The 22,253-nt window shown below is 74.7% G+C and carries 21 protein-coding genes; 13 read left to right on the forward strand and 8 right to left on the reverse strand.

Annotation, left to right across the window (positions count from 1 at the left end; genetic code table 11):
* Positions 1 to 10 precede the first annotated feature (10 nt).
* Together ACU436_RS34775 and wrbA are read right to left on the reverse strand one after the other, a co-directional pair.
* On the reverse strand, positions 11 to 1,444 hold the full coding sequence (locus ACU436_RS34775; protein WP_459031314.1) for an MFS transporter: 1,434 nt from the start codon (positions 1,442 to 1,444) through the stop codon (positions 11 to 13).
* Positions 1,441 to 2,088: an NAD(P)H:quinone oxidoreductase gene (gene wrbA, locus ACU436_RS34780; RefSeq protein ID WP_459031315.1), complete on the reverse strand. Its 648-nt coding sequence runs from the start codon at positions 2,086 to 2,088 to the stop codon at positions 1,441 to 1,443. Before wrbA ends, ACU436_RS34775 begins: the two co-directional genes overlap by 4 nt.
* Positions 2,089 to 2,169: 81 nt before the next feature.
* Between wrbA and ACU436_RS34785 the strand changes: the two genes are divergently transcribed.
* The 3 genes from ACU436_RS34785 (at position 2,170) to ACU436_RS34795 (ending at position 4,893) form a co-directional block, all read left to right on the forward strand.
* Complete coding sequence (locus ACU436_RS34785) at positions 2,170 to 2,643, forward strand: MarR family winged helix-turn-helix transcriptional regulator (RefSeq protein ID WP_459031316.1); 474 nt, start codon at positions 2,170 to 2,172, stop codon at positions 2,641 to 2,643.
* Positions 2,644 to 2,787: 144 nt separating this feature from the next.
* On the forward strand, positions 2,788 to 3,948 hold the full coding sequence (locus ACU436_RS34790) for a PucR family transcriptional regulator (protein ID WP_459031317.1): 1,161 nt from the start codon (positions 2,788 to 2,790) through the stop codon (positions 3,946 to 3,948).
* A gap of 27 nt (positions 3,949 to 3,975) precedes the next feature.
* Positions 3,976 to 4,893, forward strand: coding sequence for a DMT family transporter (locus ACU436_RS34795; protein ID WP_459031318.1), 918 nt, complete (start codon positions 3,976 to 3,978; stop codon positions 4,891 to 4,893).
* 3 nt (positions 4,894 to 4,896) lie between these two features.
* Here the strand turns inward: ACU436_RS34795 and ACU436_RS34800 are convergent, their stop codons facing one another.
* The gene (locus ACU436_RS34800; protein ID WP_459031319.1) at positions 4,897 to 5,163 is read right to left on the reverse strand and encodes a DUF3040 domain-containing protein; all 267 of its coding nucleotides are present in this window, start codon (positions 5,161 to 5,163) and stop codon (positions 4,897 to 4,899) included.
* 175 nt (positions 5,164 to 5,338) lie between these two features.
* Here ACU436_RS34800 and ACU436_RS34805 point away from each other — a divergent pair, with 175 nt between their 5' ends.
* Complete coding sequence (locus ACU436_RS34805; RefSeq protein ID WP_459031320.1) at positions 5,339 to 5,818, forward strand: hypothetical protein; 480 nt, start codon at positions 5,339 to 5,341, stop codon at positions 5,816 to 5,818.
* A gap of 13 nt (positions 5,819 to 5,831) precedes the next feature.
* On the opposite strand, the gene ACU436_RS34810 is transcribed toward ACU436_RS34805, so the two are convergent.
* Both ACU436_RS34810 and ACU436_RS34815 read right to left on the reverse strand, forming a co-directional pair.
* The gene (locus tag ACU436_RS34810; RefSeq protein ID WP_459031321.1) at positions 5,832 to 6,569 is read right to left on the reverse strand and encodes an SDR family NAD(P)-dependent oxidoreductase; all 738 of its coding nucleotides are present in this window, start codon (positions 6,567 to 6,569) and stop codon (positions 5,832 to 5,834) included.
* Positions 6,550 to 8,940: a WS/DGAT domain-containing protein gene (locus tag ACU436_RS34815; RefSeq protein ID WP_459031322.1), complete on the reverse strand. Its 2,391-nt coding sequence runs from the start codon at positions 8,938 to 8,940 to the stop codon at positions 6,550 to 6,552. Before ACU436_RS34815 ends, ACU436_RS34810 begins: the two co-directional genes overlap by 20 nt.
* Before the next feature lie 148 nt (positions 8,941 to 9,088).
* Between ACU436_RS34815 and hpnC the strand changes: the two genes are divergently transcribed.
* From hpnC to ACU436_RS34860, 9 genes are all read left to right on the forward strand, one after another.
* Positions 9,089 to 9,934, forward strand: a complete 846-nt coding sequence (gene hpnC / locus ACU436_RS34820) for a squalene synthase HpnC (RefSeq protein ID WP_459031324.1) — start codon at positions 9,089 to 9,091, stop codon at positions 9,932 to 9,934.
* Positions 9,931 to 10,821 carry a squalene/phytoene synthase family protein gene (locus tag ACU436_RS34825; RefSeq protein WP_459031325.1) on the forward strand — a complete coding sequence of 297 codons (891 nt, stop codon included), beginning with the start codon at positions 9,931 to 9,933 and terminating at the stop codon, positions 10,819 to 10,821. Before hpnC ends, ACU436_RS34825 begins: the two co-directional genes overlap by 4 nt.
* On the forward strand, positions 10,818 to 12,173 hold the full coding sequence (hpnE, locus tag ACU436_RS34830) for a hydroxysqualene dehydroxylase HpnE (protein WP_459031326.1): 1,356 nt from the start codon (positions 10,818 to 10,820) through the stop codon (positions 12,171 to 12,173). The genes ACU436_RS34825 and hpnE overlap by 4 nt, the downstream gene beginning before the upstream one ends.
* Positions 12,170 to 13,201 carry a polyprenyl synthetase family protein gene (locus tag ACU436_RS34835; RefSeq protein ID WP_459031327.1) on the forward strand — a complete coding sequence of 344 codons (1,032 nt, stop codon included), beginning with the start codon at positions 12,170 to 12,172 and terminating at the stop codon, positions 13,199 to 13,201. The genes hpnE and ACU436_RS34835 overlap by 4 nt, the downstream gene beginning before the upstream one ends.
* Positions 13,201 to 15,081, forward strand: a complete 1,881-nt coding sequence (gene shc, locus ACU436_RS34840) for a squalene--hopene cyclase (protein ID WP_459031328.1) — start codon at positions 13,201 to 13,203, stop codon at positions 15,079 to 15,081. The genes ACU436_RS34835 and shc overlap by 1 nt, the downstream gene beginning before the upstream one ends.
* Positions 15,078 to 16,535 carry a 4-hydroxy-3-methylbut-2-enyl diphosphate reductase gene (gene ispH / locus ACU436_RS34845; protein WP_459031329.1) on the forward strand — a complete coding sequence of 486 codons (1,458 nt, stop codon included), beginning with the start codon at positions 15,078 to 15,080 and terminating at the stop codon, positions 16,533 to 16,535. Before shc ends, ispH begins: the two co-directional genes overlap by 4 nt.
* 3 nt (positions 16,536 to 16,538) lie before the next feature.
* Positions 16,539 to 17,543 (forward strand): adenosyl-hopene transferase HpnH, encoded by a 1,005-nt coding sequence (gene hpnH / locus ACU436_RS34850; protein ID WP_459031330.1) that lies wholly within the window; start codon positions 16,539 to 16,541, stop codon positions 17,541 to 17,543.
* Positions 17,544 to 17,547: 4 nt separating this feature from the next.
* Positions 17,548 to 17,967, forward strand: coding sequence for a hypothetical protein (locus tag ACU436_RS34855; protein ID WP_459031332.1), 420 nt, complete (start codon positions 17,548 to 17,550; stop codon positions 17,965 to 17,967).
* Positions 17,968 to 18,118: 151 nt separating this feature from the next.
* A complete protein-coding gene (locus tag ACU436_RS34860; protein ID WP_459031333.1) occupies positions 18,119 to 18,319 on the forward strand; it encodes a hypothetical protein in 201 nt (66 codons plus the stop codon).
* Position 18,320: 1 nt separating this feature from the next.
* Here the strand turns inward: ACU436_RS34860 and ACU436_RS34865 are convergent, their stop codons facing one another.
* The 3 genes from ACU436_RS34865 to ACU436_RS34875 all read right to left on the reverse strand — a co-directional run bounded on the left by ACU436_RS34865 (position 18,321) and on the right by ACU436_RS34875 (position 21,952).
* A complete protein-coding gene (locus ACU436_RS34865) occupies positions 18,321 to 19,217 on the reverse strand; it encodes a LysR family transcriptional regulator (protein WP_459031334.1) in 897 nt (298 codons plus the stop codon).
* A gap of 26 nt (positions 19,218 to 19,243) precedes the next feature.
* The gene (locus tag ACU436_RS34870; protein ID WP_459031335.1) at positions 19,244 to 20,116 is read right to left on the reverse strand and encodes an ABC transporter substrate-binding protein; all 873 of its coding nucleotides are present in this window, start codon (positions 20,114 to 20,116) and stop codon (positions 19,244 to 19,246) included.
* A gap of 423 nt (positions 20,117 to 20,539) precedes the next feature.
* Positions 20,540 to 21,952: an HNH endonuclease signature motif containing protein gene (locus tag ACU436_RS34875; protein WP_459031336.1), complete on the reverse strand. Its 1,413-nt coding sequence runs from the start codon at positions 21,950 to 21,952 to the stop codon at positions 20,540 to 20,542.
* Positions 21,953 to 22,253 lie beyond the last annotated feature (301 nt).

A 22,253-nucleotide genomic window follows, 5' to 3' on the forward strand; every position in this document is an offset into this window, starting at 1 on the left:
TTCAAGCCGGTTAGCACTGAACCAGGTCGGCCGCGCGCCTGTCAACCGGCAGCAGCACGCCGACCGCCGCGATGGCCAGGGCGAGCCCGGCTGCCATGAGGAAGACCAGGTCGTAGCCCGCGGCGAGGGCGGTGGCCGACCCCGCGTAGGTCTCCATCCCCGCCCTGGCTCCGGCGGCCGTCGCGAGCACGGCCAGGCCGATCGACCCGCCCACCTGGCTCGCGGTGTTGGCCAGGCCGCCGACGATCCCGGCGTCGCCCTTGGGGGCGTCGGCGGTGGCCGCGGCCATCAGCGTGGGGAAGGTCAGCCCGATCCCGACGGCGACGAGCAGCGTGGGCCCGAGCACGCCGGTGACGTACCCGGTGCCGGCGTGGGCCTGGGCGAGCCAGCCGAAACCGGCCACGAAGCAGGCGCAGCCGGTCAGCACCAGCGCGCGCATCCCGGTCCGCGGCAGCAGCGCGGCGGCCAGCCGGGCGACCACCAGGAACGCCACCGCGGCAGGTGTCTGCCCGAGCCCGGCGTGCAGCGCGTCGTAGCCGAGGACGTTCTGCAGGAACAGCGAGGTGAAGAACCACATCGCGATGGCGATTCCCCCGAACAGCAGCAGCATGACGACTCCGACGGCCACGCTCCGGATCCCGAACAACCGCAGGGGCATCATCGGCCGGGCGGCGAACCGCGCCTCCACCACGGCGAAGGCGACGAGCAGGAGCAGGCCCGCCCCCACCGGCGCGACCACCGGCGCGGACGCCCAGCCGTGGTCCGCGCTCTGCATCACCCCGTAGACCAGCGCGGCCAGGCCTGCCGTCCCCGTGACCGCGCCCGTGAGGTCGAGCGGTTCCCGCCTGCCGGTTCGCGTGCCGGCCAGCGCCGCCATCGCCATCACGATCAGCACCGCACCGATCGGCACGTTGATCAGGAAGACCCACCGCCACGAGAGGCCGGTCGTGATGGCGCCGCCGGCGACCGCGCCGGCCATCCCACCCACCCCGCCGGAGGCGGACCACGCACCGAACGCCCGGGCCCGCGCGTGCTCGCCTGCGAAGCTGGTGTTGATCACGGCCAGCGTCGTCGGGGCCAGCATGGCGGCCCCGACGCCCTGCACGACGCGGGCGGCCACCAGGACCTCCGGAGCGGAGCTCAGGCCGCCGACGAGGCTCGCCGCGGAGAACAGGAACAGGCCGGCGACGAGCAGCCGGCGTGGGCCGAGCAGGTCGACGGCGCGTCCGGCCAGCAGCATGAAGCCGGCGAAGGTGAGCAGGTAGCCGTTGACCACCCAGGCCAGGCCCGTGGGCGTGAAACCGAGGTCCGCGCGGATCGAGGGCAGGGCGACGTTCACGATGGAGGCGTCCAGGATGACCATGAACTGGCAGGCGCAGACCAGCGAGAGGACCAGCCATGCGGCCCCCCGGGATTGCTGCGCCGCGGTGCTCGTGCTGGTCATGACCGTCCCGCCTCGGCCAGTGTCCGGCGGGAGCCCGTGGGGGTTCCCAGCAGCCGGCTCGTGATCTCGGCGAGCCGTCGTCCTTGGTACCTGGCCGCTTCGAGGGCCGCGGTGTCCGTGCCGTCCCCGCTCGGTCCGGTGACGAGCGCGGTGCCGTAGGGGTTGCCGCCGGCGGCGTACACGGTCGGGTCGGTGAAACCGGTCGGGACGATCAACGCGCCCCAGTGGTAGAAGACGTTGGCGAGCGAAAGGATCGTGGCCTCGCTGCCGCCGTGCCGGTTGAACGCCGAGGTGAAGGCCGTCACCGGCTTGTCGGCCAGCCTGCCCTCCTGCCACAGCCCGGCCGCCTCGTCGATGAACCGCTTGAGCTGGGCGGCGGGCGCGCCGAACCGGGTCGGCGTCCCGAACGCGAACGCGTCGGCCCACGCCAGGTCCTCGACCGAAGCCTGGGTGAGCGACGCGGTGGCGTCGGCGTGCTGCCGCCACAGCGGGTTCTGGTCGATCGCGCTGTCGGGCGCGAGCTCGGCGACCGGCCGTAGCCGTGCCTCGGCCCCGGTGGTGGCGGCGCCCTCGGCGACGGCCCGTGCGAGCGCGTGCACGGAGCCCGTTGCGCTGTAGTAGATGACGGCGACCTTCACGGTCATGTCCGGCTCCCTCGATGTGGGGTAGGGTTCGTTATGCGCATAATAGTTATGCGCATAACGAACCGTGTCAAGGAGGTCCCCGTGGACTTCGAGGAGGCCGACGCCATCAACCAGGCCATCCGCCTGCTGAGCCTGCGCCACCGGGCGAGGGCCTCCGCGCTGCTCGCCCCGCTCGGCCTGCACCCCGGGCAGGAGGCGCTCCTGCTCGAGCTGGCCCGGACCGGCCCGATGATCCAGGCCCAGCTCAGCGACGCGCTCGCGGTCGAGCCGCCCAGCGTCACCCTCATGACCCGCAAGCTCGAGGCCTCCGGGTACGTCCGCCGCACACCCGCGCCGTCGGACAAGCGTGCGAGCATCGTCGAGCTCACCGGGAGCGGTCAGGCGCTCGCCGAACGGGTCAAGCAGCTGTGGTGCGCCCTGGCGGAGGAGACCGTGGCCGGCCTGCCCGCCCGGACCGTGGCCGAGCTCCCCGGCGTCCTCGCAACCTTGACCGCCAACGTGGACTCCAGAGCTGCATCGCCCCCGCGAAGACGAAGTAGAACAGCAGGCCGATGAGGGTCGGCCCGCGACGCAGGATCGAGTCATACTCGTGGGCAAGAACATCGACTGTCACCTTCGGCCATGGATGCGCCGGCATGCCGGCGGGTAGTGGGGGGTGTGGTGTCCGATCGGGTTCAACCGATTGCGCTGGGGCGGTGTGTGGCGGCGAGGTTGCCGGCCATCCTCGGCGAGGTCCGCGACCTGCTCGCCGACCGGCACCCCGACTACGCGCAGTTCGTGTTCGACGAGATGGACGAGATCGTCGCGGCCGCGAGGGGGTTCGTCGAGCGGCTCGTGGAGATGGCCGCGCGGGACGGGTCGGCGGTCGAGTACGACTCGGTGTTCCGGCTGGAGCGGGCGCTGTTCGAGGAGATCGGCCGGATGCACTGGCGGCAGGACCAGAGCATCACCGGCCTGCTCGCCGCGTACCGGGCGGGCGCCAGCGTGGCCTGGCGGCACGTCGCCGACGAGGCGCTGCGCGCCGAGGTGCCCCCCGAGATGTTCGCCGCCCTCGCATCGGCGGTGTTCGCCGCGGTCGACCAGCTGTCCACGGCCACCCTGCACGGCTACCTGGAGGAGCAGTCGCACGCGGCGTTCGCGCGGGAACGGCTGCGCGACGAGCTGACCGAGCTCCTCCTGTCGGACCGGTCCGACACCGCCGCCATCCGCGCCGCCGCCGAACGCGCCCGCTGGGAGATGCCGCGCACCGCCGCGGTCGTCCTGATCGACCCCGACAACGAGGTCGGTCGCCGGTTGCTGCCCCGGCTGGGCGAGGCCTGCCTGCGGCTGCGGCGCCCGCAGCGCCTCGTGGCGGTGATCCCGGACCTCGACGGGCCCGGCCGGCGCCACCGGCTGCGCGAGGCGGTCCGCGGCGCAGACGCCGTGATCGGCCCCTGCGTCCCGCTCGACCGCATTCCCGCCAGCGTCCGCCTCGCCGAGCTCGCCGTTCGGCTAGGGCGCACCGGAGTCCTGAACGACGACCCGCTGTTCGTCGACGAACACCTCGACGCGATCCTCGTGCACCACGACGAGCGACTGCTCGTCGAGCTGCGTGCCCGCTTCCTCGCGCCACTCGCCGAGCTGCCCGCCTCCACGCGGGACCGGCTGGCCGAGACCCTCGCCTCGTGGCTCACCCACCTCGGCAACCGCCGAGAGGTCGCCGCCGAGCTGCACATCCATCCCCAGACCGTCCGCTACCGGCTGGGCCGGCTACGCGAGCTGTTCGGCCCGGCACTGGACGACCCCCACACCCGCAGCGCGCTCCTGCTCGCCATCGCTTGGGGACCGCCTGCCCCGGACGACGAGGAGATCCCTGGATGAGGCTGCGTCTCGCGGGTGGATAGTCCGGTGCAAGAGTCCAGCATCCTGTTCGTCGCCGTGCCCGCGGCCGTTGTGGGCGCCGCGAGCTTCGGCCTGGCCAGCGTCCTGCAGCACCGCGCGACGAAGCTGGTCGCCACCAGCCGCACGCTCGACCCGCGGCTGCTGGTCCGGCTCGCCCGCCGCCCGGTGTGGGTGCTCAGCATCGGGACCGTCGTCGCCGGCCTGGCGTTGCAGGTGGTCGCGCTGGCCTTCGGGCCGATCGTGCTGGTCCAGCCGCTCCTGGTGACCGGGGTCCTCTTCGGGGCCGTCTTCTCGGCGCTGCTGGCGCACCGGCGCGTCGACCGGATGATCGTGCTGGGCGCCCTCGCGTGCGTCGCGGGGCTCGCCGCGTTCCTGCTGCTCGCCCGGCCCAGCGGCGGCACCGGCACGATCGAGGACGGCGCCGAGGTGCTGCCGCTCGCGCTCGCCCTGGGCGTCCTCGTGCTGGTGGCCCTGATCGTCGCGGGACGTTTCGGCGGCCCGCCGCGGGTGCTGGCACTCGCGATCGCCACCGGTGTCCTGTACGGGGTCACGGCCGGCCTGATCAAGGTCGTCACCGCCCAGATCCGCACCGGCGGTATCACCGAGCCGTTCCACCACCCGGTGCTCTACGTCGTCTGCCTCGTGGGGCCGGCGGGGTTCCTGCTCAGCCAGAACACGTTCCAGCAGGGCGCCCTCGTCGCACCCGCGCTCGCCGTGATCACGGTCGTGGACCCGGTGGTCGGCATCGCGGTCGGGGTCGGCTGGCTGGGCGAGCAGGTCGTCACCACGCCCCTCGTGCTCGCCGGTGAGGCCTTCGCCGGCGCGGTCGCCATCGCGGGGATCGCCGTCCTCGCCCACCGCGGCACGGTGCTGCGGCACGAGATCGAGCAGCGGTCGTACTCGCCGCCGCCCACCTGGGGCTGACGGCTACCCGGCCCCGCCGGGGGCGGGGTTGAAGTACAGGACGATCGCGCTCACAACCCCGAGGACCAGCGCGCCCTCGACACCGGCGACGGAGCCGAGCACCGCCAGGCCGATCAGCAGCACCCCGGACGCGATGAGCAACGAGAGCCAGAGCCGGTGCATCCGCCGCGCCTGGCTCTTCGACCGCACTTCGACCGCGCAGAGCCGGTCATCCTCCTGCAGGTGGCGCTCGATCTCTTCCAGAGACTTGCGCTCTCGCTCGCTGAGCACGGCGACCCCCATGGGCTCGGGACGCGCCGGTTTACCCGACGTGTGCGTCACGGCAAACATTACGCTCGGCCCGGCACGGTTGACGCCACCCGGCGGATTCGCGAGCGTCCCGATCGGGCAGCCTGGAGGCCGAGCGCAACCCGGGCGAGGGGCGAGAGCATCGGGCAGCACGTCAGTGGCCGAGCGACCGACCGGCCCGCCGGTCGAGCGGGAGCGGCCGTCCGGCTCGGTGGGCCGCCACCCGCGAGACCTGGTGATGCTGCTCGTCGCCGTGGGCGTCGTCGTCCTGTGCTCGCTGGCCGAGCGGACCAGGGCGGTCAACCCCGTCGAGCTCGCGATCTTCCAGCAGTTCCAGCAGATCCCGGCGGCCTCGACGCCGGTGTGGCAGGTGCTCGCCCTCGCCGGGAGCTGGGGCGGTATCGCGGTCGTCTCCGCAGCGGTGCTCTACACCAAGCGGATCCGGCTCGGCCTGCAGTGCGCGGGGGCCGGCGCGGTCGGCCTCGCGGCGGCCGCGCTGATGGACGGGCTCCTCGGCGGGCGACCCGTTCCCGCGGACCTGGTCGAGGCGGTGGGTGTCCGGCTGGCGCTCACACACCAACTTCTGCCGTCACACACCAACTGCAGTTGGTGCGTGAGCACCAGCGTTGGTGTGTGACCGCCCAGGTGGCTCATCCGAACCGGCCGGCCATCCGGTGGAAGACCCCGGGCGCCACGCCCTGCACCCGGGCGGCGAGCGAGAGCCAGCCCGGCACGAAGACCTCGGCCCGGTCGCGTTCGAGCGCTCGCAGCACCCGCCGGGCCACCGTCTCGGGCGTGACCATCCGGGGGAACCGGCGGTCGTAGCGCCGCCCCCGGCGCTCGAAGAAGGGCGTGTCCACGGCGCCCGGGAACACGGTCGTCACCCCGATCCCGTCGCCCGCGACGTCGTGCCGGAGCGCCGCGGCGAACGCGCGCAGGCCGGCCTTGCCGGCCGAGTAGGCGGCCTCGCCGCCCACGCCGACGGTCGCGATCGACGAGACGAACGCGAGGTGCCCGCCGCCGCGGCCGCGCATGGCCGGCACCGCGGCGCGGGCCAGGTGCATCGGCACGACCAGGTCGAGCGTGACGAGCGCGGCCAGCTCGTCGGGCGGCATCTCGCCGAGGTCCCCGGCCCAGCCCCGGCCGGCGGCGTTGACCACCAGGTCCGCCTCGGCCGCGGCGGCGGTCGCCGTGGCGAGGCCCGCGTCCGTGGTGAGGTCGGCGACCACGGGTTGGGCGCCGCTGCGCCGGGCGACCGCGTCGAGCCGGGCCGCGTCCCGGCCCAGGACCCGGACCCGGGTTCCCGCCCCGGCCAAGGCCGTCGCGATCGCCGCTCCGATCCCCGACGATCCGCCGGTGACCAGGGCGTCACGCCCGGGCAGTCGCATCGGTCAGCTCCACGTCGACGGCGGTTCGCGGCGGGGGACGCAGGTCGGCGAAGGCGGCGCGGACCTGCTCGGCCACCCGCTCGGGGTCGGGAGCCAGGCCCGCGTCGCCGGTGATGCCGACGCCGATCGTGTCGCCCCACGGGAGGAAGCCGACGGCGAGCCCGACGCCGTCGGTGAGCGGCACCACCGGGTACGCGGCCGCCACCGGCAGCCCCGCCACGCGGGGCGCCCGGCGGAACCCGGGCAGGACGCTGCTGATCAGGGAGCAGTAGCGGCGCCCGTAGACGAGCGGGACAAGCGTCGTGAGCAGCGGTGCGGGCAGCGCACCCAGCGCCGCGACGACGGCGGCGGACGCGTCGGGCTGGCCGGCTCGCTGCAGCCGGTCGAGCGCGGCGGCCACCTGCGAGATCCGGCGGGCCGGTGGCATGGGCCCGACGGGGAGGTCCAGCAGGATCGCTCCCGTGCGGTTGCCCGGCAGACCGGGCCGGCGCACGGCCGCCGCGGTGCGCGGCACCAGCGTCCGCACGTGCCCGCGGGCCGGATCGATCCGGTGCAGGGCCTCGGCGAGCACCGCGAGCAGCAACGCCGTCGTGCCCACCTCGCGCTCCCGGGCCGCGGCGCGCACCTGCGCGGCGGGGAGCGCCGCGAACGCGACGCGCCGGTCCGCGGTGCTCGCCCCGCCCCGGGCGACCCGCGGGACCTGGCCGGTCCGGGCCAGGCTGAGCAGGCCGCGAGCCAGCCGCCGGGCGTCGACGGACCGGCCGGCCGGCGGCGGGGCGGACCCGGGGAGCGCGCGGTCGGTGAGCAGCCCCATCAGCGTTGCGGTGACGGCCAGCCCGTCGCCGAGCGCGTGGTGCAGCGTCGCCAGGATCGCGGTGCGGTCCCCGTCGGACAGGACGGTGAGCTGCCAGGGTGGCCGGTCGTCCGGGACGGGTGCCGCGAAGAACTCCTGCAGGGCCGCGGTCCAGTCGCGCGGCGCGACGGTGCGGGAGGTGACGTGCCGGGCGGGCTCGATGTCGTCCACCGGCCACCAGCGCGGCCATCGGCCGCGACGGTGCTCCAGCCGCCTGCGCAGCATCGGCAGGGCAGGTGCGCGCCGCGCGACGAGAGCGGTCAGCCCGGCGGCGATCCGGTCGGCGGGCGGCGCGGGCCCGTCGACCACCAGGGCCACACCGAGCTGCTGCGGGACGCTCGACGGGGTGGCGACGAACAGGGCGTCGGCGGCTCCCAGCCTGCGGGGCAGGCCGGTGTGCCGCGGCAGCTCCGGCAGGGCGTCCAGCTCGGCGTCCAGGTCCAGCCCGGCGATGTGGTCGCGGGCTCGCCGCTCCGCGGCCGCGAGCCGGGCGGGCGCGAGGAGCGAGGCGACGGCATCGGTCAGCTCCGCGGGTCCCGGGCAGAGGATCCCGAGCCCCGCCCCGGCCATCAGCGCGGCGTTGGCCCTGCCGTGCCCGGCGATCGGCTCGAACAGCAGCACCGGACGGCCGCACGCCACCGCTTCGAGCGCGGTGGCGCCGCCCGCGTTCGTGGCCACGACGTCGGCGGCCGCGGTGAGCTCCGGCATCGCGTCCGTCCACCCCATCGGCACCAGCCGCAGGCCGGCTTGCGGGTGCGTCGCGAGCCGGGATCGCAGGGCCTCGTTCCGGCCGCACGCCACCACCACGTGCACGCGCGGGCCGGCCGCCAGCGCCGCGTCCACGGCGCGCTCGACCGAGCCGAAACCGAACGAGCCGCACGAGATCAGGACCACGAGGTGGTCCTCGGGGAAACCGCAGCGGCGCCGGGCGGCCGCCCGGTCCTCGGCCGGCCGGAACGCGGGGACGACCGGCGGGGCACCGACGGCGCCGCGGGCCTCCGGCCGGGCGACGTGCAGCGCCCGCAGGCTCGCCTCGCTCGAGACGTAGTGCAGGTCGATCTCGGGGTACACCCAGAACGGGTGGGGCGCGAAGTCCGAGACGATCGCCGCGGTCGGCACGTCCGGCCCGCGACGGCGGCGGCGCAGGTGGTCCAGCCCGCCGGTGCCCAAGGGGTAGGTGGAGACGACCAGGTCGGGGCGGAACCCGGTGACGACGGGCGCGAGCCGCCGCCCGCTCCACGCCCCGACCACCCGGCACGAGGAGGCGGCGAACCACCGGTGCCGCCAGAGCGCGCCGTAGAAGAAGTCGTACAGCCACGGCGTGCGTTCGACGTTGGTGCGGTAGATCCAGCGGAAGGTGGGACCCACCGGGCGTCCCATGAGGGCGAGGGTGTCCACGCGCCGGATCTCGCAGCCCGGCCAGCACCGGCGGGCGTGGTCCTCGACCGCCCGCGCCGTCGCGTTGTGGCCCTCGCCGATGTCGGCGCTGACCACGAGCAGCCTGCGGGGCAGGCTCATGTCGGTTCTCCTCGCTGAGCGGGACTGGATGCCCCATTCATTACCCTCGACAGCAGCCCCGAGTCCCTTCCCCGGATGACAATCCGGACCGGTCAAGTTTGTTCCGAACTCGCAAGCCGCCGGCCGCCACACGACGCACGCTGAGCGGGTGTCGTTGATTTCTGCCCGCGCCGACACCCTGGCCGAACGCAGGCGGGCCGAGAACTTCCCGGTCGCTCTGCGGGCGTTGCCCCGGGCGCTGCGCGCCGATCTGGTCGCGGTCTACGACGTCGCTCGCGTGATCGACGACCTCGGTGACGAGGCGAGCGGCGACCGCACCGCGCTGCTGCATGTTTTCCGGGCCGACCTGGCCCACGTGTGGACGACCGGCGAGCCGAAGGCGGAGGTCCTGCGTGGGCTCGTGCCGGCGGTGCGCCGCCGCGGGCTCGACCCGGAGCCGTTCGACCGGCTCGTGCGGGCGAACCTGTTCGACCAGCGGGTGACCCGCTACCCGGCGTTCACCGACCTGCTGGCCTACTGCGAGCTGTCGGCCGAGCCGGTGGGGCGGATCGTGCTGGCCGTCTTCGGCGCGGGAGGCCCCGAGCTCGAGCGGCTCTCCGACCGGGTCTGCACCGCACTGCAGCTGATCGAGCACTGGCAGGACGTCGCCGAGGACCGGCGGGCGGGCCGCGTGTACGTCCCGGAGGAGGACCTGGCCGCGCACGGTGTGGCCGAGGCGGAGCTGGACGCCCCCGCCGCGTCGCCCGCCGTCCGCGCGCTGATGGCCTTCGAGATCGACCGGGCCGCGGAGCTGCTCGACTCCGGGGCACCCCTGGTCGGGCGGCTGACCGGATGGGCGCGCCTCGCCGTCGCGGGCTACGTCGCGGGTGGCCGGGCCGCCCTCGACGGCCTGCGGCGCACCGGCGGGGACGTGCTGGCGGTCCGGGCCCGCAGCTGCCGCCGCGACGTCGTCCGGCACGCGGCCCGCCTCCTCGTGTCGAAGGGTGCCCGATGACGGCCGACGTGCAGGACGCCTACCGGATCTGCGAGACGATCACCCGCACCGAGGCGCGCAACTTCTCCTACGGGATCCGGCTGTTGCGCCCGGACCGGCGGGCCGCGCTGTCGGCGCTGTACGCGCTCGCCCGCCGCGTCGACGACATCGGCGACGGCGACCTGCCCCGGGACGCCAAGGTCGCCGCCCTCGCCGGCGTGCGCCGCTCCCTGACCGATCCGGGGGCCTCGGCGGATCCGGTGCTGGTGGCCGTCGCCGACGCCGCGCGCAGGCTGCCGATCCCGATGGGCGCGTTCGACGAGCTGGTCGACGGCGTCGAGATGGATGTGGACGGGCGGCGCTACGAGACGTTCGACGATCTGGTCGGCTACTGCCGGTGCGTGGCGGGGTCGGTGGGGCGGCTGTGCCTCGGGGTGTTCGAGCACCGTCCGGACCCGCGGGCCCCGGGGTACGCCGACGCGCTGGGCATCGCCCTGCAGCAGACGAACATCCTGCGCGACATCCGCGAGGACCTCGGCAACAAGCGGGTCTACCTCCCGCGGGAGGACCTGGAGCGGTTCGGCGTCGAGCTCGCCCTCGACGGTCGCGGCGATCTCGTCGACCCGGACGGCGGGCTCGCCGGGCTCGTCCGGTTCGCGGCCGGGCGGGCCCGCGGCTGGTACGCGGACGGCCTGCGGTTGCTGCCGCTGCTCGGCGGGCGCAGCGCAGCCTGCTGCGCCGCGATGTCCGGCATCTACCGCAGCCTGAACGACCGCATCGAGGCCCATCCCGACGTCGTCCGCGACCGCAGGCTGTCGCTGTCCGGCCGGGAGAAGGCCGCCGTGGCGGTGCGGGCGCTGGCGGGGTCGGCGCTGCACCGCCGCCCCGCGGGCGGCGGTCGGCGGTGACGGCCGGACGGGTGGCCGTCGTGGGCGGCGGGCTGGCGGGCATCACGGCGGCGCTGGACTGCGCGGAAGCGGGCCGCCCGGTCACGCTGGTCGAGGCCCGGTCGCGCCTGGGCGGGCTGACCCACTCGTTCCGCCGTGGCCGGCTCGAGGTGGACAGCGGCCAGCACGTCTTCCTGCGCTGCTGCACCGCCTACCGGGCGTTGCTGGAGCGGCTCGGGACGGCCGGCCGGGCCGTGCTGCAGCCGCGGCTGTCCGTTCCCGTGCGCGTCGCCGGTGAGCCGCGCGGCGCGGTGCTGCGGCGCGGCGACCTCCCCGCCCCGCTGCACCTGGCCGGCACGCTGGCCCGGTACCGGCCGCTGACGTGGAGCGAGCGGGTGCGCGCCGCGCGCGCCGCGATGGCCCTCCGCCGGGTCGACCCGGCCGATCCGCGCACCGACGAGCGGAGCTTCGGGGCCTGGCTGCACGAGCACGGGCAGGGGGAACGCGCCGTGGCCGCACTGTGGGACCTGATCGGGGTCGCCACGCTCAACGCGCACGCGGACGAGGCCGGCCTCGCCGGGGCCGTCACCGTGTTCCGGCGCGGCCTGCTCGGCGACCGGGCCGCCGGTGACATCGGCTGGTCGACGGTGCCGCTGGGGGCGCTGCACGGCGAACCCGCGCTGGCCCGCCTCGCGGCCGCGGGTGTGGACGTCCGCACCGGCACGCCGGTGCGCGCCGTGGAGCGCGACGGCGGCGCGTGGCACGTGCGGACCGACGGGGCGGACGTCGCCTGCGACGCCGTGGTGCTCGCCGTGCCGCCGGTCGCGGCGGAGCGGCTGCTGCCCCGCGGCGCGCTCGCCGCGGCCCCGGGCTGGGCCGAGCGGCTGGGGGCGAGCCCGATCGTCAACGTGCACGTCGTGTTCGACCGGAGGGTGCTCGGCGAGCCGTTCGTCGCCGGGATCGGCACGCCGCTGCAGTGGGTCTTCGACCGGACCGTCCAGTCGGGGCTCGCGGCGGGCCAGTACCTCGCGGCCTCGATCTCCGCCGCGGACGGGCTGGTGGACACGCCGACACCCGTGCTGCGCGAACGCCTGCTACCCGAGCTCGCCGCGCTGCTCCCGGCCACGCGCGCGGCGCGCGTCGTCGACTTCTTCGTCACGCGCGAGCGGCACGCGACGTTCCGGCAGCGTCCCGGCACCGGGCGGCTGCGCCCCCGCACCGCGACCCGGGTGCCCGGTCTGTTCCTCGCCGGCGCGTGGACCGCCACGGGCTGGCCCGCGACGATGGAGGGCGCGGTGCGCAGTGGCGCCGCCGCGGCCGCCGCCGTGCTCGGGAGCCCGGTTCCGTCCGGCGAACGCGAGGTGGCCGCATGAGCACACATCTGAGCGCGGATCCGCTGGCGATCCTGGCGCGCGCCCGGGACGAGGTCACGCCCGCGCTGCGGGAGGCGGTCGCCCGGCTCGACGACACCACCCGGGTGATCAGCAGCTACCACCTGGGCTGGACCGACGCGACCGGCGCCGCGACGCCCGGTGGCCCGGGCGGCAAGGCGGTCCGCCCGGCGCTGGCGTTGCTGTCGGCACTGGCCGCGGGGCACGACGCGCGGGCCGGGCTGCCCGGCGCGGTCGCCGTCGAGCTGGTGCACAACTTCTCCCTGGTCCACGACGACCTCATGGACGGCGACACCGAACGCAGGCACCGGGCGACGGCCTGGACCGTCTGGGGCTCCGCGAACGCCATCCTCACCGGGGACGCGCTGCTCGCGCTGGCCGCCGAGGTGCTGTTGGAGTCGCGGTCACCGCACGCCGGCACGGCCACCTGCCTGCTCGCCACCACGACCCGCGACCTCATCCGCGGGCAGGCCCTCGACCTCGCCTTCGAGCGGCGCCCCGCGGTGTCGCTCGTCGAGTGCCGGGAGATGGCCGCGGGCAAGACGGGCGCGCTGCTCGCGACCAGCGCCGCGATCGGGGCGCTGCTCACGGCCGGGCCGGGCGGCCTGGTCGACGGGCTCGCGCGCTTCGGCGCCGAGCTGGGGCTGGCGTTCCAGCTGGTCGACGACCTGCTGGGGATCTGGGGCGACCCGGCGACGACCGGCAAGCCGGTGTGGTCGGACCTGCGTTCCCGGAAGAAGACCCTGCCCGTCACCTACGCGGCGAGCCGCCGCGGCGAGGCGGGCCGGGCCGTGGCGCGCTGGCTCACCGGCACCGGGACGCTCGACGACGAGGGCCTGCGCCGGGTCGCCGGCCTCGTCGAGGACGCGGGCGGGCGCGCATGGGCCGCCGAGGAGGCCTCCCGGCGGCTCGTCGCCGCCGAGCGGGCGCTCGACCGGGTCGAGATCCCCGTCGGCCCGCGCGCCGACCTGCTCGAGCTGGCCCGGTTCATCGTCACGAGGACGGCCTGATGACCGGCACCCTTCCCGCCCCCGTCCGGAACGCCGCCGACGCGCTCGACGCGGCGCTCACGCACCTGCGCGCCACCCAGCACGAGGAGGGCTGGTGGAAGGGCGAGCTCGCCACCAACGTCACGATGGACGCCGAGGACCTGCTGCTGCGTGAGTTCCTCGGGGTCCGCGGCGACCGGGAGACGGCGGAGGCGGCCCGGTGGATCCGGTCCCAGCAGCGGCCCGACGGCACCTGGGCGATCTACCACGACGGGCCAGGGGACCTCTCGACGACGGCCGAGGCGTGGGTCGCGCTCCGCCTGGCCGGCGACCCGCCCGGGGCGCCCCACATGGCCGCCGCCGCCGGGTTCGTCCGCTCGGCCGGCGGTGTGGAGCGGTCCCGGGTGTTCACCCGGATCTGGCTCGCGCTCTTCGGCCTGTGGTCCTGGGACGAGCTGCCCGACCTGCCGCCGGAGCTGATCTTCCTGCCGCCGTGGTTCCCGCTCAACGTCCACGACTGGGCCTGCTGGGCCCGCCAGACGCTCGTGCCGCTGACCGTGGTCGCGACCCTGCGGCCGGCCCGGGCCCTGCCGTTCGGGATCGCCGAGCTGCGGACCGGGGCCCGACCGCCCGGCCCGCGCCCGATCCGGACCTGGCCCGGGCTGTTCCAGCGCCTCGACCGGGTGCTGCACGCCTACGCGCGCCGCCCGCTCCGCCCGCTGCGCCGCGCCGCGATGCGCCAGGCCGCCGAGTGGATCCTCGCCCGGCAGGAGGCCGACGGGTCGTGGGGAGGCATCCAGCCGCCCTGGGTGTACTCGCTGCTCGCCCTGCACCTGCTCGGCTACCCGATGGACCACCCGGCGGTGCGCGCGGGCCTGCGCGGGCTGGACGGCTTCGTCGTCCGCGAGCACACCGCCGACGGGTGGGTGCGCAGGCTGGAGGCCTGCCAGTCCCCGGTGTGGGACACCGCGCTGGCACTCGTCGCGCTGCTCGACGCCGGCGTCCCCGCGGCCGACGCCGCCGTGCGACGGGGCGCGCAGTGGCTGCTCGGGGAGGAGATCCGGGTGCCCGGCGACTGGGCCGTGCGCCGGCCCGCGCTCGCCCCCGGCGGCTGGGCGTTCGAGTTCGCCAACGACGGCTACCCGGACATCGACGACACCGCCGAGATCGTGCTCGCGCTGCGCCGCGTGCCCGAGCCGGACGGGACCGCTGCCGTCGGGCGCGGGGTGGCGTGGATGCTCGGCATGCAGAGCCGCGACGGCGGCTGGGGCGCGTTCGACGCCGACAACACCCGCAGGCTGTGCGAGAAGGTGCCGTTCTCCGACTTCGGCGCGGTGATCGACCCGCCGTCCGCCGACGTCACCGCGCACGTCGTCGAGGCGCTCGCCGCCGACGGCCGGGCGGAGGACCCGGAGTGCCGCCGCGGCGTGGACTGGCTCCTCGCCGCGCAGGAGGCGGACGGGTCCTGGTTCGGGCGGTGGGGCACCAACCACGTCTACGGGACGGGCGCGGTGGTGCCGGCGCTGGTCGCCGCGGGCGGCGACCCCGCGGCGACACCGATCCGGCGGGCGGTCGCCTGGCTGCAGCGGCACCAGAACCCGGACGGCGGGTGGGGCGAGGACCAGCGTTCCTACCGCGAGCCGGCGTGGATCGGCCGCGGCACCTCGACCGCATCGCAGACCGCGTGGGCGTTGCTCGCGCTGCTGGCGGCGGGGGAGCGGGGCCTCGCCGTCGAGCGCGGCGTCCGGTGGCTCGCCACCACCCAACGCCCGGACGGCACCTGGGACGAGCCGCACTACACGGGGACGGGGTTCCCCGGCGACTTCGCCATCAACTACGGCCTCTACCGCCTGGTGTTCCCCGTCACCGCCCTCGGCCGCTACCTGCGGGGCGCGCGATGAGGCCGGTGGTGTGCACCCCGCTGCGGGTCGAGCGGGTGGCCCTGCGCGGCGCAGGGGTGCCGGTCCTGTGCACCGGGATGGGACCGCGGCGGGCGGCCGCGACCGCCGCGTCGCTCCGGCCGGGCACGCCGGTGCTCGTCGCCGGGCTCGCCCGCGGCGAGGCGCCCGGGATGCGCGCGGGGGACGTCGTGGTCGCCACCGAGGTCCGCGGGCCCGGCTGCGCACCCGTCCCGATCCCGTCGGCGCCGCTCCTCGCCGCCGCCCTGCGCAGGCTCGGCCTCACCGTGCACCTCGGACCGACCCGTTCCGCGCCCCGGCTGGAGAGCGGGCCGGCGACCGGCGACGCGCTGGCCGTGGACATGGAGTCCGCCTGGCTCGCGGTCGGGGGCCCGTTCGCCGTGGTCCGCGTCGTCGTCGACACCGCCGAGCTCCCGCTGGCGCGCCCCGGCACGCCCGCCCGCGGGCTGCGGGCGTTGCGGGCGTTGCGGGCCTGCGCGCCGGCGCTCGACGAGTGGGCGGCCGCGGTCCGGCCCCGGGAGGTCCTGCTCGCGTCGCCCCGGTCGTTCTGCGCGGGGGTGGAACGCGCCGTGCAGACGGTCGAGCGTGCCCTGGAGCGGCACGGGCCGCCCGTCTACGTGCGCCGCCAGATCGTGCACAACGCCCACGTCGTCCGCGACCTGGCGGCGCGGGGCGCGGTGTTCGTCGAGGAGGTCGACGAGGTCCCGGCGGGCGCGCGGCTGGTGCTCGCGGCGCACGGGGTCGCGCCCGGAGTGCGCCGGGACGCCGCCGCGCGCGGCCTCACCGTCGTCGACGCCACCTGCCCGCTCGTCGCGAAGGTGCACGCGGAGGTCCGCAGGCAGGCGACCCGCGACCACACCGTGTTCCTCATCGGCCACCCCGAGCACGAGGAGGTCGAGGGCACCCGCGGCGAGGCGCCGGACCACGTGGTCGTCGTCCCCGACGCGTACACCGCGCGGCGGGTCCGCCCGCGCGACCCGCAGCGGGTGTCCTACGCGATGCAGACCACCCTCGCGATGGACGAGGCGGACGAGATCGCCGGGGTCCTGCGGGCCCGGTTCCCGGCGCTGACCGGCCCGCGGACCGACGACATCTGCTACGCCACCACGAACCGCCAGCGGGCGGTGCGCGCCATCGCGGGCGACGTGGACCTGGTGCTGGTCGTCGGCTCGCCGAACTCGTCGAACTCGCGCCGCCTCGTCGAGGTGGCCGAGCGCGCCGGCGCACCCGCCCACCTCGTGGACGACCCCGACCAGATCGACCTGCGCCGCCTCGCCCGCGCCGGGCGGGTGGGCGTTACCGCGGGCGCCTCGGCCCCGCCGCACCTGGTGGGGCGGGTCGTGACGGCGCTGACCGGACTGGGTCCGGTCACGGCACGCGAATCGGGGGCGGTCGCGGAGGATGTCGCCTTCGCGCTGCCCCGGGAGGAGGACTGAGAGATGGCCATGCCACTGCGCCAGTCGATGCGCCTGGCGGGCTACCTGATGAAGCAGCGGATGGCGGGCCGGGAACGGTTCCCGCTGCTCGTCGAGCTGGAGCCGCTGTTCGCGTGCAACCTCAAGTGCGGCGGCTGCGGCAAGATCGCGCAGCCCGCCGCGCTGCTGAAGCAGCGGATGCCGGTGGAGCAGGCGGTCGGTGCGATCCAGGAGTGCGGTGCGCCGATGATCTCCATCGCCGGCGGGGAACCGCTCATGCACCCGCAGATCGACGAGATCGTGCGCCGCCTCCTGGCGTGCAAGAAGATCGTCTTCCTGTGCACGAACGCGCTGCTGCTGCCCAGGCACCTGCACCGGTTCACGCCGCACCGCGACTTCGCCTGGATGGTGCACATCGACGGGCTGCGCGAACGGCACGACGCCTCCGTGCGCAAACCCGGCGGGTTCGACGCCGCGGTGGCCGCGATCCGGGAGGCGAAGGCCGCGGGGTTCCGGGTGCTGACCAACACGACGTTCTTCACCGACGACACCCCGGCCGACGTGATCGACGTGCTCGACTACCTCAACGACGAGCTCGGCGTGGACAACATGCAGATCTCGCCGGGCTACGCCTACCAGAAGGCCCCGGACCAGGACGCGTTCCTCGGCGTGCGGCAGACGCGGGAGCTGTTCGCGAAGGCGTTCGGGGACGGGCGCCGCAAGCGGTGGCGGCTCAACCACACGCCGGTGTTCCTCGACTTCCTCGAGGGCCGCCGGGAGCTGGAGTGCACGCCGTGGGGGATCCCGTCGTACTCGCTGCTGGGCTGGCAGCGCCCGTGCTACCTGCTCGACGACGGCTACGCGGAGACGTACCAGGAGCTGATCGAGACCACCGACTGGTCGGCGTTCGGCCGCGGGCGCGATCCGCGCTGCGCCAACTGCATGGCGCACTGCGGCTACGAGCCGACGGCGGTGCTCGCCACGACGACGTCGTTGCGCGAATCGATTCGCGCGGCGGTGGGCAGGTGATCCCATGGCCGTGCTCGACGGGCACGACCGGGCGGCCGTCGAACGGGAGCTCGCCGCGGCACGGGCGCTGCGCCGCCCGGTGGTCGTGCACTGCGTCACGGTCAAGGGCAAGGGCCACCGGCCGGCCGAAGAAGACCCGGTGGACCGCATGCACACGGTGTCGCCGGCCGCAGGGGTGCCCGGAGCGGGCTGGAGCGAGGTGTTCGGCACCGAGCTGTGCGCCATCGGGCGTGAGCGCGACGATGTCGTCGCACTCACCGCGGCGATGCTGCACCCGACGGGCCTCGCCCCGTTCGCCGCCGCGTTCCCGCAACGCGTCTTCGACGTCGGCACGGCACGGGCGGGGTGCTGCTCCTGCCGGTCGGCCCCTGTGCCGCGCCGGCGGGCCCTGCGGGCAGCAGCTAGCGGGGGTCGGCGACGGTGACGCTCCCGCCCTGGCGGGGCTCGCCGAGGCCGGGCTCGACGCGGCCGGGATCCGGCGCGCGATCGAGGACGGCGACTCCCACCGACGAGACATGCCTCACTTTCCGGCGTGCCGACTTTCCGCTTCGTTGCCGATGCGCAACCGTTGACCGATGAGTGCTCCTCAGCCTCAGCAGGGCCAAGAATGGCGCGACGAGCTCGTCGAGCTGCACGTCCTCGCCGCGAACGGCGACAGTGCGGCCGCGTCGGCAGCGGAACAGCGAATGGCGGACGATCCCGCGTTCCGACAGGCATGGAGCGAGGTGGAGAACGCGTGCGGCAAGATCAACGCCACTGAAGATCCGGGACACTAGCTCAGCTCGTCCCGGCCGTGGTGGCCCTGATCCAGTCCGCGAGTTCCTTGGCCGCTCCGGCCGGCGTGTCGGCCCGCCTGCTCACCAGGCCGACCTCGACCGAGGGCAGCGGGCGGTCCAGGCGCAGGGTCACCAGGCCGCTCGGCGGGGTGGTCCCGGCCCATGCGGGGTGGAAGATCCCCAGGACCCCCAGGCCGGCCGCGGCCGCGAGCACGCGCGCCTGGACCCCGTCGATCTCGAGCGTCACGTCGGTGGGGCCGAGGTCCAGGTCGTCGAGCACCTTCTCGTAGTGCACCCGCTCGACGTCGTCGAGGGGCGCCGCGATCAGGCCGGCGGCGGCGACCTGGGTCACGGTCACCGTCTCCTCGCGGGCGAGCGGGTGATCCTGCGCCACGAAGAGGGTGAACGGGGCCGCGTGCAGGCGCTCGAAGTGCAGGCCGGCCGGCACCTGCCAGCCGATCACGTAGGCGAGGTCGACCCGGTTGTCCGCCACGGCCTCGGCCAGCCGGACGCTGTGCCCGAAGCGCACCGACAGCAGCACGTCGGCATGCGCCCGCCGGTACGGCGCCACGATCCGGTCGAAGAAGAAGGCCTGCTCGAACGCGATGCTCGCGCCGAGCGTCGCCCGGCCGCGGTGGCCACCGCGCACGCTGCGCATCAGGTGCTGCTCGTCGCGCAGCAGCCGCTGCGCCCACCGGTAGACCTGCTCGCCTGCCGCCGTCAGCCGAACCGACCGCCGCTCGTAGCGCACCAGCGGCACGCCCAGGTGGCGTTCGAGGCCGTGCACGTGGAACGAGACGGTGCCCTGGCTCAGCCCGAGGTGCCCGGCCGCGGCCGAGTAGCCGTTGTGGTCGACGACGGTCACGAAGACCCGCAGCTTGAACAGGTCGAGGCCCACGCCGACATCCTGGCCGTGGACGCGCGTCAGTGCAGGACGGCCGCCTCGTACCGGATCGGGCCCGCGACGTCGAGGAGCTCCCACTCCCGCATCCAGCCCTGGGTGCGGTCGAACATCTCGCGCGTGTAGGGCTGCGGCACGACCCGTTCCCCGGGCCCGAAGCGGCGCACGTCCACCAGCTCCAGCAGGTCCGCGGGCATCTCCCGCGCCCAGTGCGGCGTGTAGCGGTGCGGCTCCAGGTCGATCTCCTGCTGGGCGCGCAGGAGCGCCCGGAAGTAGCGCTCCACGTCGTCGGCGTCGACCTCCGAGGAGAGCAGGAAGCCCATCACGAACGTCGTGTCCACGATCTTGCGGAAGCCGTGCTGCTCCAGCACGTACGCCGACGCACCCCACGCGTTGACGGCCGGGACCTTGCCCTCCAGCAGCAGTCGCGTGCGGTCGAACGGGTGGCCGTAGAAGCCCAGCGTCATCTGCTCGCGGGGCAGGAACGCCTCGAGGGCCTGCAGCGCCGAGTAGTGGCTGCCCGAGTGGTACCCGACGCCGACCTCGACACCGGCGAGGTCGGCCGGCTCCCGCAGGGTTGAGCCGGCCGCGACGTAGATCCCGGAGGGGCACACCGAGTACGCGCGGCCGTACATCTTCCCGTGCTCGGCGGTGGCGGCCGCGTTGACCGCCCAGTGGCAGGCACAGGAGACGTCCGAGGAGCGCCCGGCCTCCATGTCCTCGAACGCACCCGTGCGCACCTGCAGCGGCACGGCGCTGGCCGCGCTCACCCCGGCCGCCGAGCTCGCGGCGAAGCCGGCGTCGAACTCGTAGACCAGACCTTCGTCGGTGAAGAAGCCCCGCTCCTCCGCCACCCACTCGTGCAGCCGCACGTGGGGCTGAATCCGGAACACCATCGTCCACTCCCGCCTGGCGGTTCCGGGGCGCCCCGTCGGCAAACCCCGGACCGTCCACCGACCGTAGGAAGTGGCGCCGGTGCGGACAACGGGCTGCGGTCGATCCGTCCATCAGGATGTTCGATGGACGGGGCCGCCTTACGCGGGCGCGCCGTTCCCGGCCGGTGACGGAGGCTTCGCGCCCTCGTCGTGGTCTCGCGTTCGGCCGCGGGTTCTCGTGGACGTCGGACGTTGGTGGGTGGCTGGCTTGGGTTCACTACCGTCCCCCGGGGTTGCGTGTGCGGCCGTTCCCGGCTTCAGGGCACGCCTGTTCCGACGGGACCCGCTGTCGGGTGCCCACGCAACTATCCTGTGGTCCCGTTCCACCACCTCTCCGTTGTTCCCCTCGGACCGTTCTGTGCGTTCCGCGGAACGCGGAATCGTTCAGGCCGCGGTTCTGATCTTCTTGGGTAGCAGCGCGTCGAGGATGGGTTCGAGGTCGAGGCGGTCGCCGTCCCAGGCCGGGGTGAGGGTGGTGCGGTCGATCCGCAGCCGGGCGAGGGTGTGCATTTCGATCAGGATTCCGGTATTACCGGTCAAAGGGGCGGCGGTGGTGGGGATTGGGGTGTTGTCGGGGCGGAGGAACTCCCACCGGCCGGGAAGGCGGTGGATGCGGTAGTCGTGGTCATGGATCAGGCGGTGATGAAAACCGCAGATCAAAACCAGGTTGTCGATATTGGTCGGGCCGCCGAACAGCCAGTGCCGCACATGGTGGGCATGCAGATACCGAGTATGGGTGCACCCCGGGAACTGGCATTTCTCGCCGTCGCGAACCGTCAACGCAGCGATTTGGGCAGGGGTGGCCAGCCGCCGGCTGCGGCCCAGGTACATGCGGTTCCCGGTCCGGTCGTCCAGCAGCACCTGCACCCGGGCATCACACGCCAGCCGCTCCGCGGTCGAGGCGGCGATGTCCGGGCCGCCGGCGAGGCGGGCCGCGCCGGTGCTCGCGTCGAAGTGGACGATCACCTGCGCGGTGCCCCGCTCGACCACCGGGCCGGATTCTTCGTTGCGGCCGTGGATGAGGGTGAGCAGGGCGTCGGCGCGGCGGGCCTCCATCCGATCGGCCGCCGGGCCGGGTTCCTGCTCCCGCGCGCGTTCGTCGAGATCCTCGGGGGAGGGCTCGACCGGGTGCCGCACCGGGGTGCGCGGCGGGACCAGGGCTTCGATGGCGGCGAGGAACGCCGCCCCGTCCTCGGGAGTGAACCGGACCCGGGCCACGAGGGAGCCGTCCTCGTCCCACCTCCAGGTCAGCGACCGGCGGGCCGCGGTGTCCTCGGGCGGGGTGTGGCGGCGCCGCACCGCCTTCACGACGGATTCGATGTGGCTGGCGGTGCCGCACAGGGCCACGTTCAGCAGTACCTGCTCGGCGGTGTCGGGGTCGGCGACGGTGGTGTGGCGCCATTCCGGTTCCCCGGCCGCGATCTCGGCGGCGATGCGGGTCAGGGTGGCGGTGTCGGACCCGGCGACCCGGGTGATTGCTCGGACCTTCGAGTAGGAGACCTGCCCGGCCCCGAACGCCTCAGCGATCTTCGGTAGGTGTTGTAGGGCGTGGGCCACCCGTAGTCGTTCGGTGGCGGTGCGCAGGTTCATCCCGGCCCGCCAGGACAGCCAGTGCGCACACGAGTAGATCCCGTCGCCAACCCAGCCGTGGCGGTGGTCGAACTCGGCTAGCAGGTGGAGGAAGCGGCATTCGGCGGCGGCGATGTGCCCGGCGAGCCCCAACAACTCTGATTCGAGGTCGTCGGTGCTCATCCCGTCCAGCGGGGAGGGGAGCGGAATGATCGTGGCGGCGGACATGGGAGCCTCCCGGGGTTCGGATTGCTGTTGAGTCCAGGATGGCATCGGGGTCTGACAATTCCGGGTGTCTGCGTTCCGCGGAACGCGGCGGGGATGGCAGCGTTGTCGTGGTCATGCTGTAGAACGATTCGGGACCACAGGATAGTCGCGTAGGCGCCCGGCAGAGGGTGCTGTCGGGAACGGGCGCGCCCTCATGTCGGGGACGGCTGCCAGGCCGGCCACGGAATTCGGTACTGACCCCAACCCAGCCACCCCCGGAAGCGCCGGATCGACGCGAACGGAGCGGCAGCACGCGAAACCC

This window comes from Pseudonocardia wallangbongensis (genome assembly GCF_054486945.1).

Excerpts from the sequence above, each read along its gene's own strand:
- ACU436_RS34775 (WP_459031314.1), bottom strand. The coding sequence starts at position 1,444 with ATGACCAGCACGAGCACCGCGGCGCAGCAATCCCGGGGGGCCGCATGG.
- wrbA (WP_459031315.1), bottom strand. The coding sequence starts at position 2,088 with ATGACCGTGAAGGTCGCCGTCATCTACTACAGCGCAACGGGCTCCGTG.
- ACU436_RS34810 (WP_459031321.1), bottom strand. The coding sequence starts at position 6,569 with ATGCGACTGCCCGGGCGTGACGCCCTGGTCACCGGCGGATCGTCGGGG.
- ACU436_RS34815 (WP_459031322.1), bottom strand. The coding sequence starts at position 8,940 with ATGAGCCTGCCCCGCAGGCTGCTCGTGGTCAGCGCCGACATCGGCGAG.
- ACU436_RS34825 (WP_459031325.1), top strand. The coding sequence starts at position 9,931 with ATGACGGCCGACGTGCAGGACGCCTACCGGATCTGCGAGACGATCACC.
- ACU436_RS34835 (WP_459031327.1), top strand. The coding sequence starts at position 12,170 with ATGAGCACACATCTGAGCGCGGATCCGCTGGCGATCCTGGCGCGCGCC.
- shc (WP_459031328.1), top strand. The coding sequence starts at position 13,201 with ATGACCGGCACCCTTCCCGCCCCCGTCCGGAACGCCGCCGACGCGCTC.
- ispH (WP_459031329.1), top strand. The coding sequence starts at position 15,078 with ATGAGGCCGGTGGTGTGCACCCCGCTGCGGGTCGAGCGGGTGGCCCTG.
- hpnH (WP_459031330.1), top strand. The coding sequence starts at position 16,539 with ATGGCCATGCCACTGCGCCAGTCGATGCGCCTGGCGGGCTACCTGATG.
- ACU436_RS34855 (WP_459031332.1), top strand. The coding sequence starts at position 17,548 with ATGGCCGTGCTCGACGGGCACGACCGGGCGGCCGTCGAACGGGAGCTC.
- ACU436_RS34860 (WP_459031333.1), top strand. The coding sequence starts at position 18,119 with ATGAGTGCTCCTCAGCCTCAGCAGGGCCAAGAATGGCGCGACGAGCTC.
- ACU436_RS34870 (WP_459031335.1), bottom strand. The coding sequence starts at position 20,116 with ATGGTGTTCCGGATTCAGCCCCACGTGCGGCTGCACGAGTGGGTGGCG.
- ACU436_RS34875 (WP_459031336.1), bottom strand. The coding sequence starts at position 21,952 with ATGTCCGCCGCCACGATCATTCCGCTCCCCTCCCCGCTGGACGGGATG.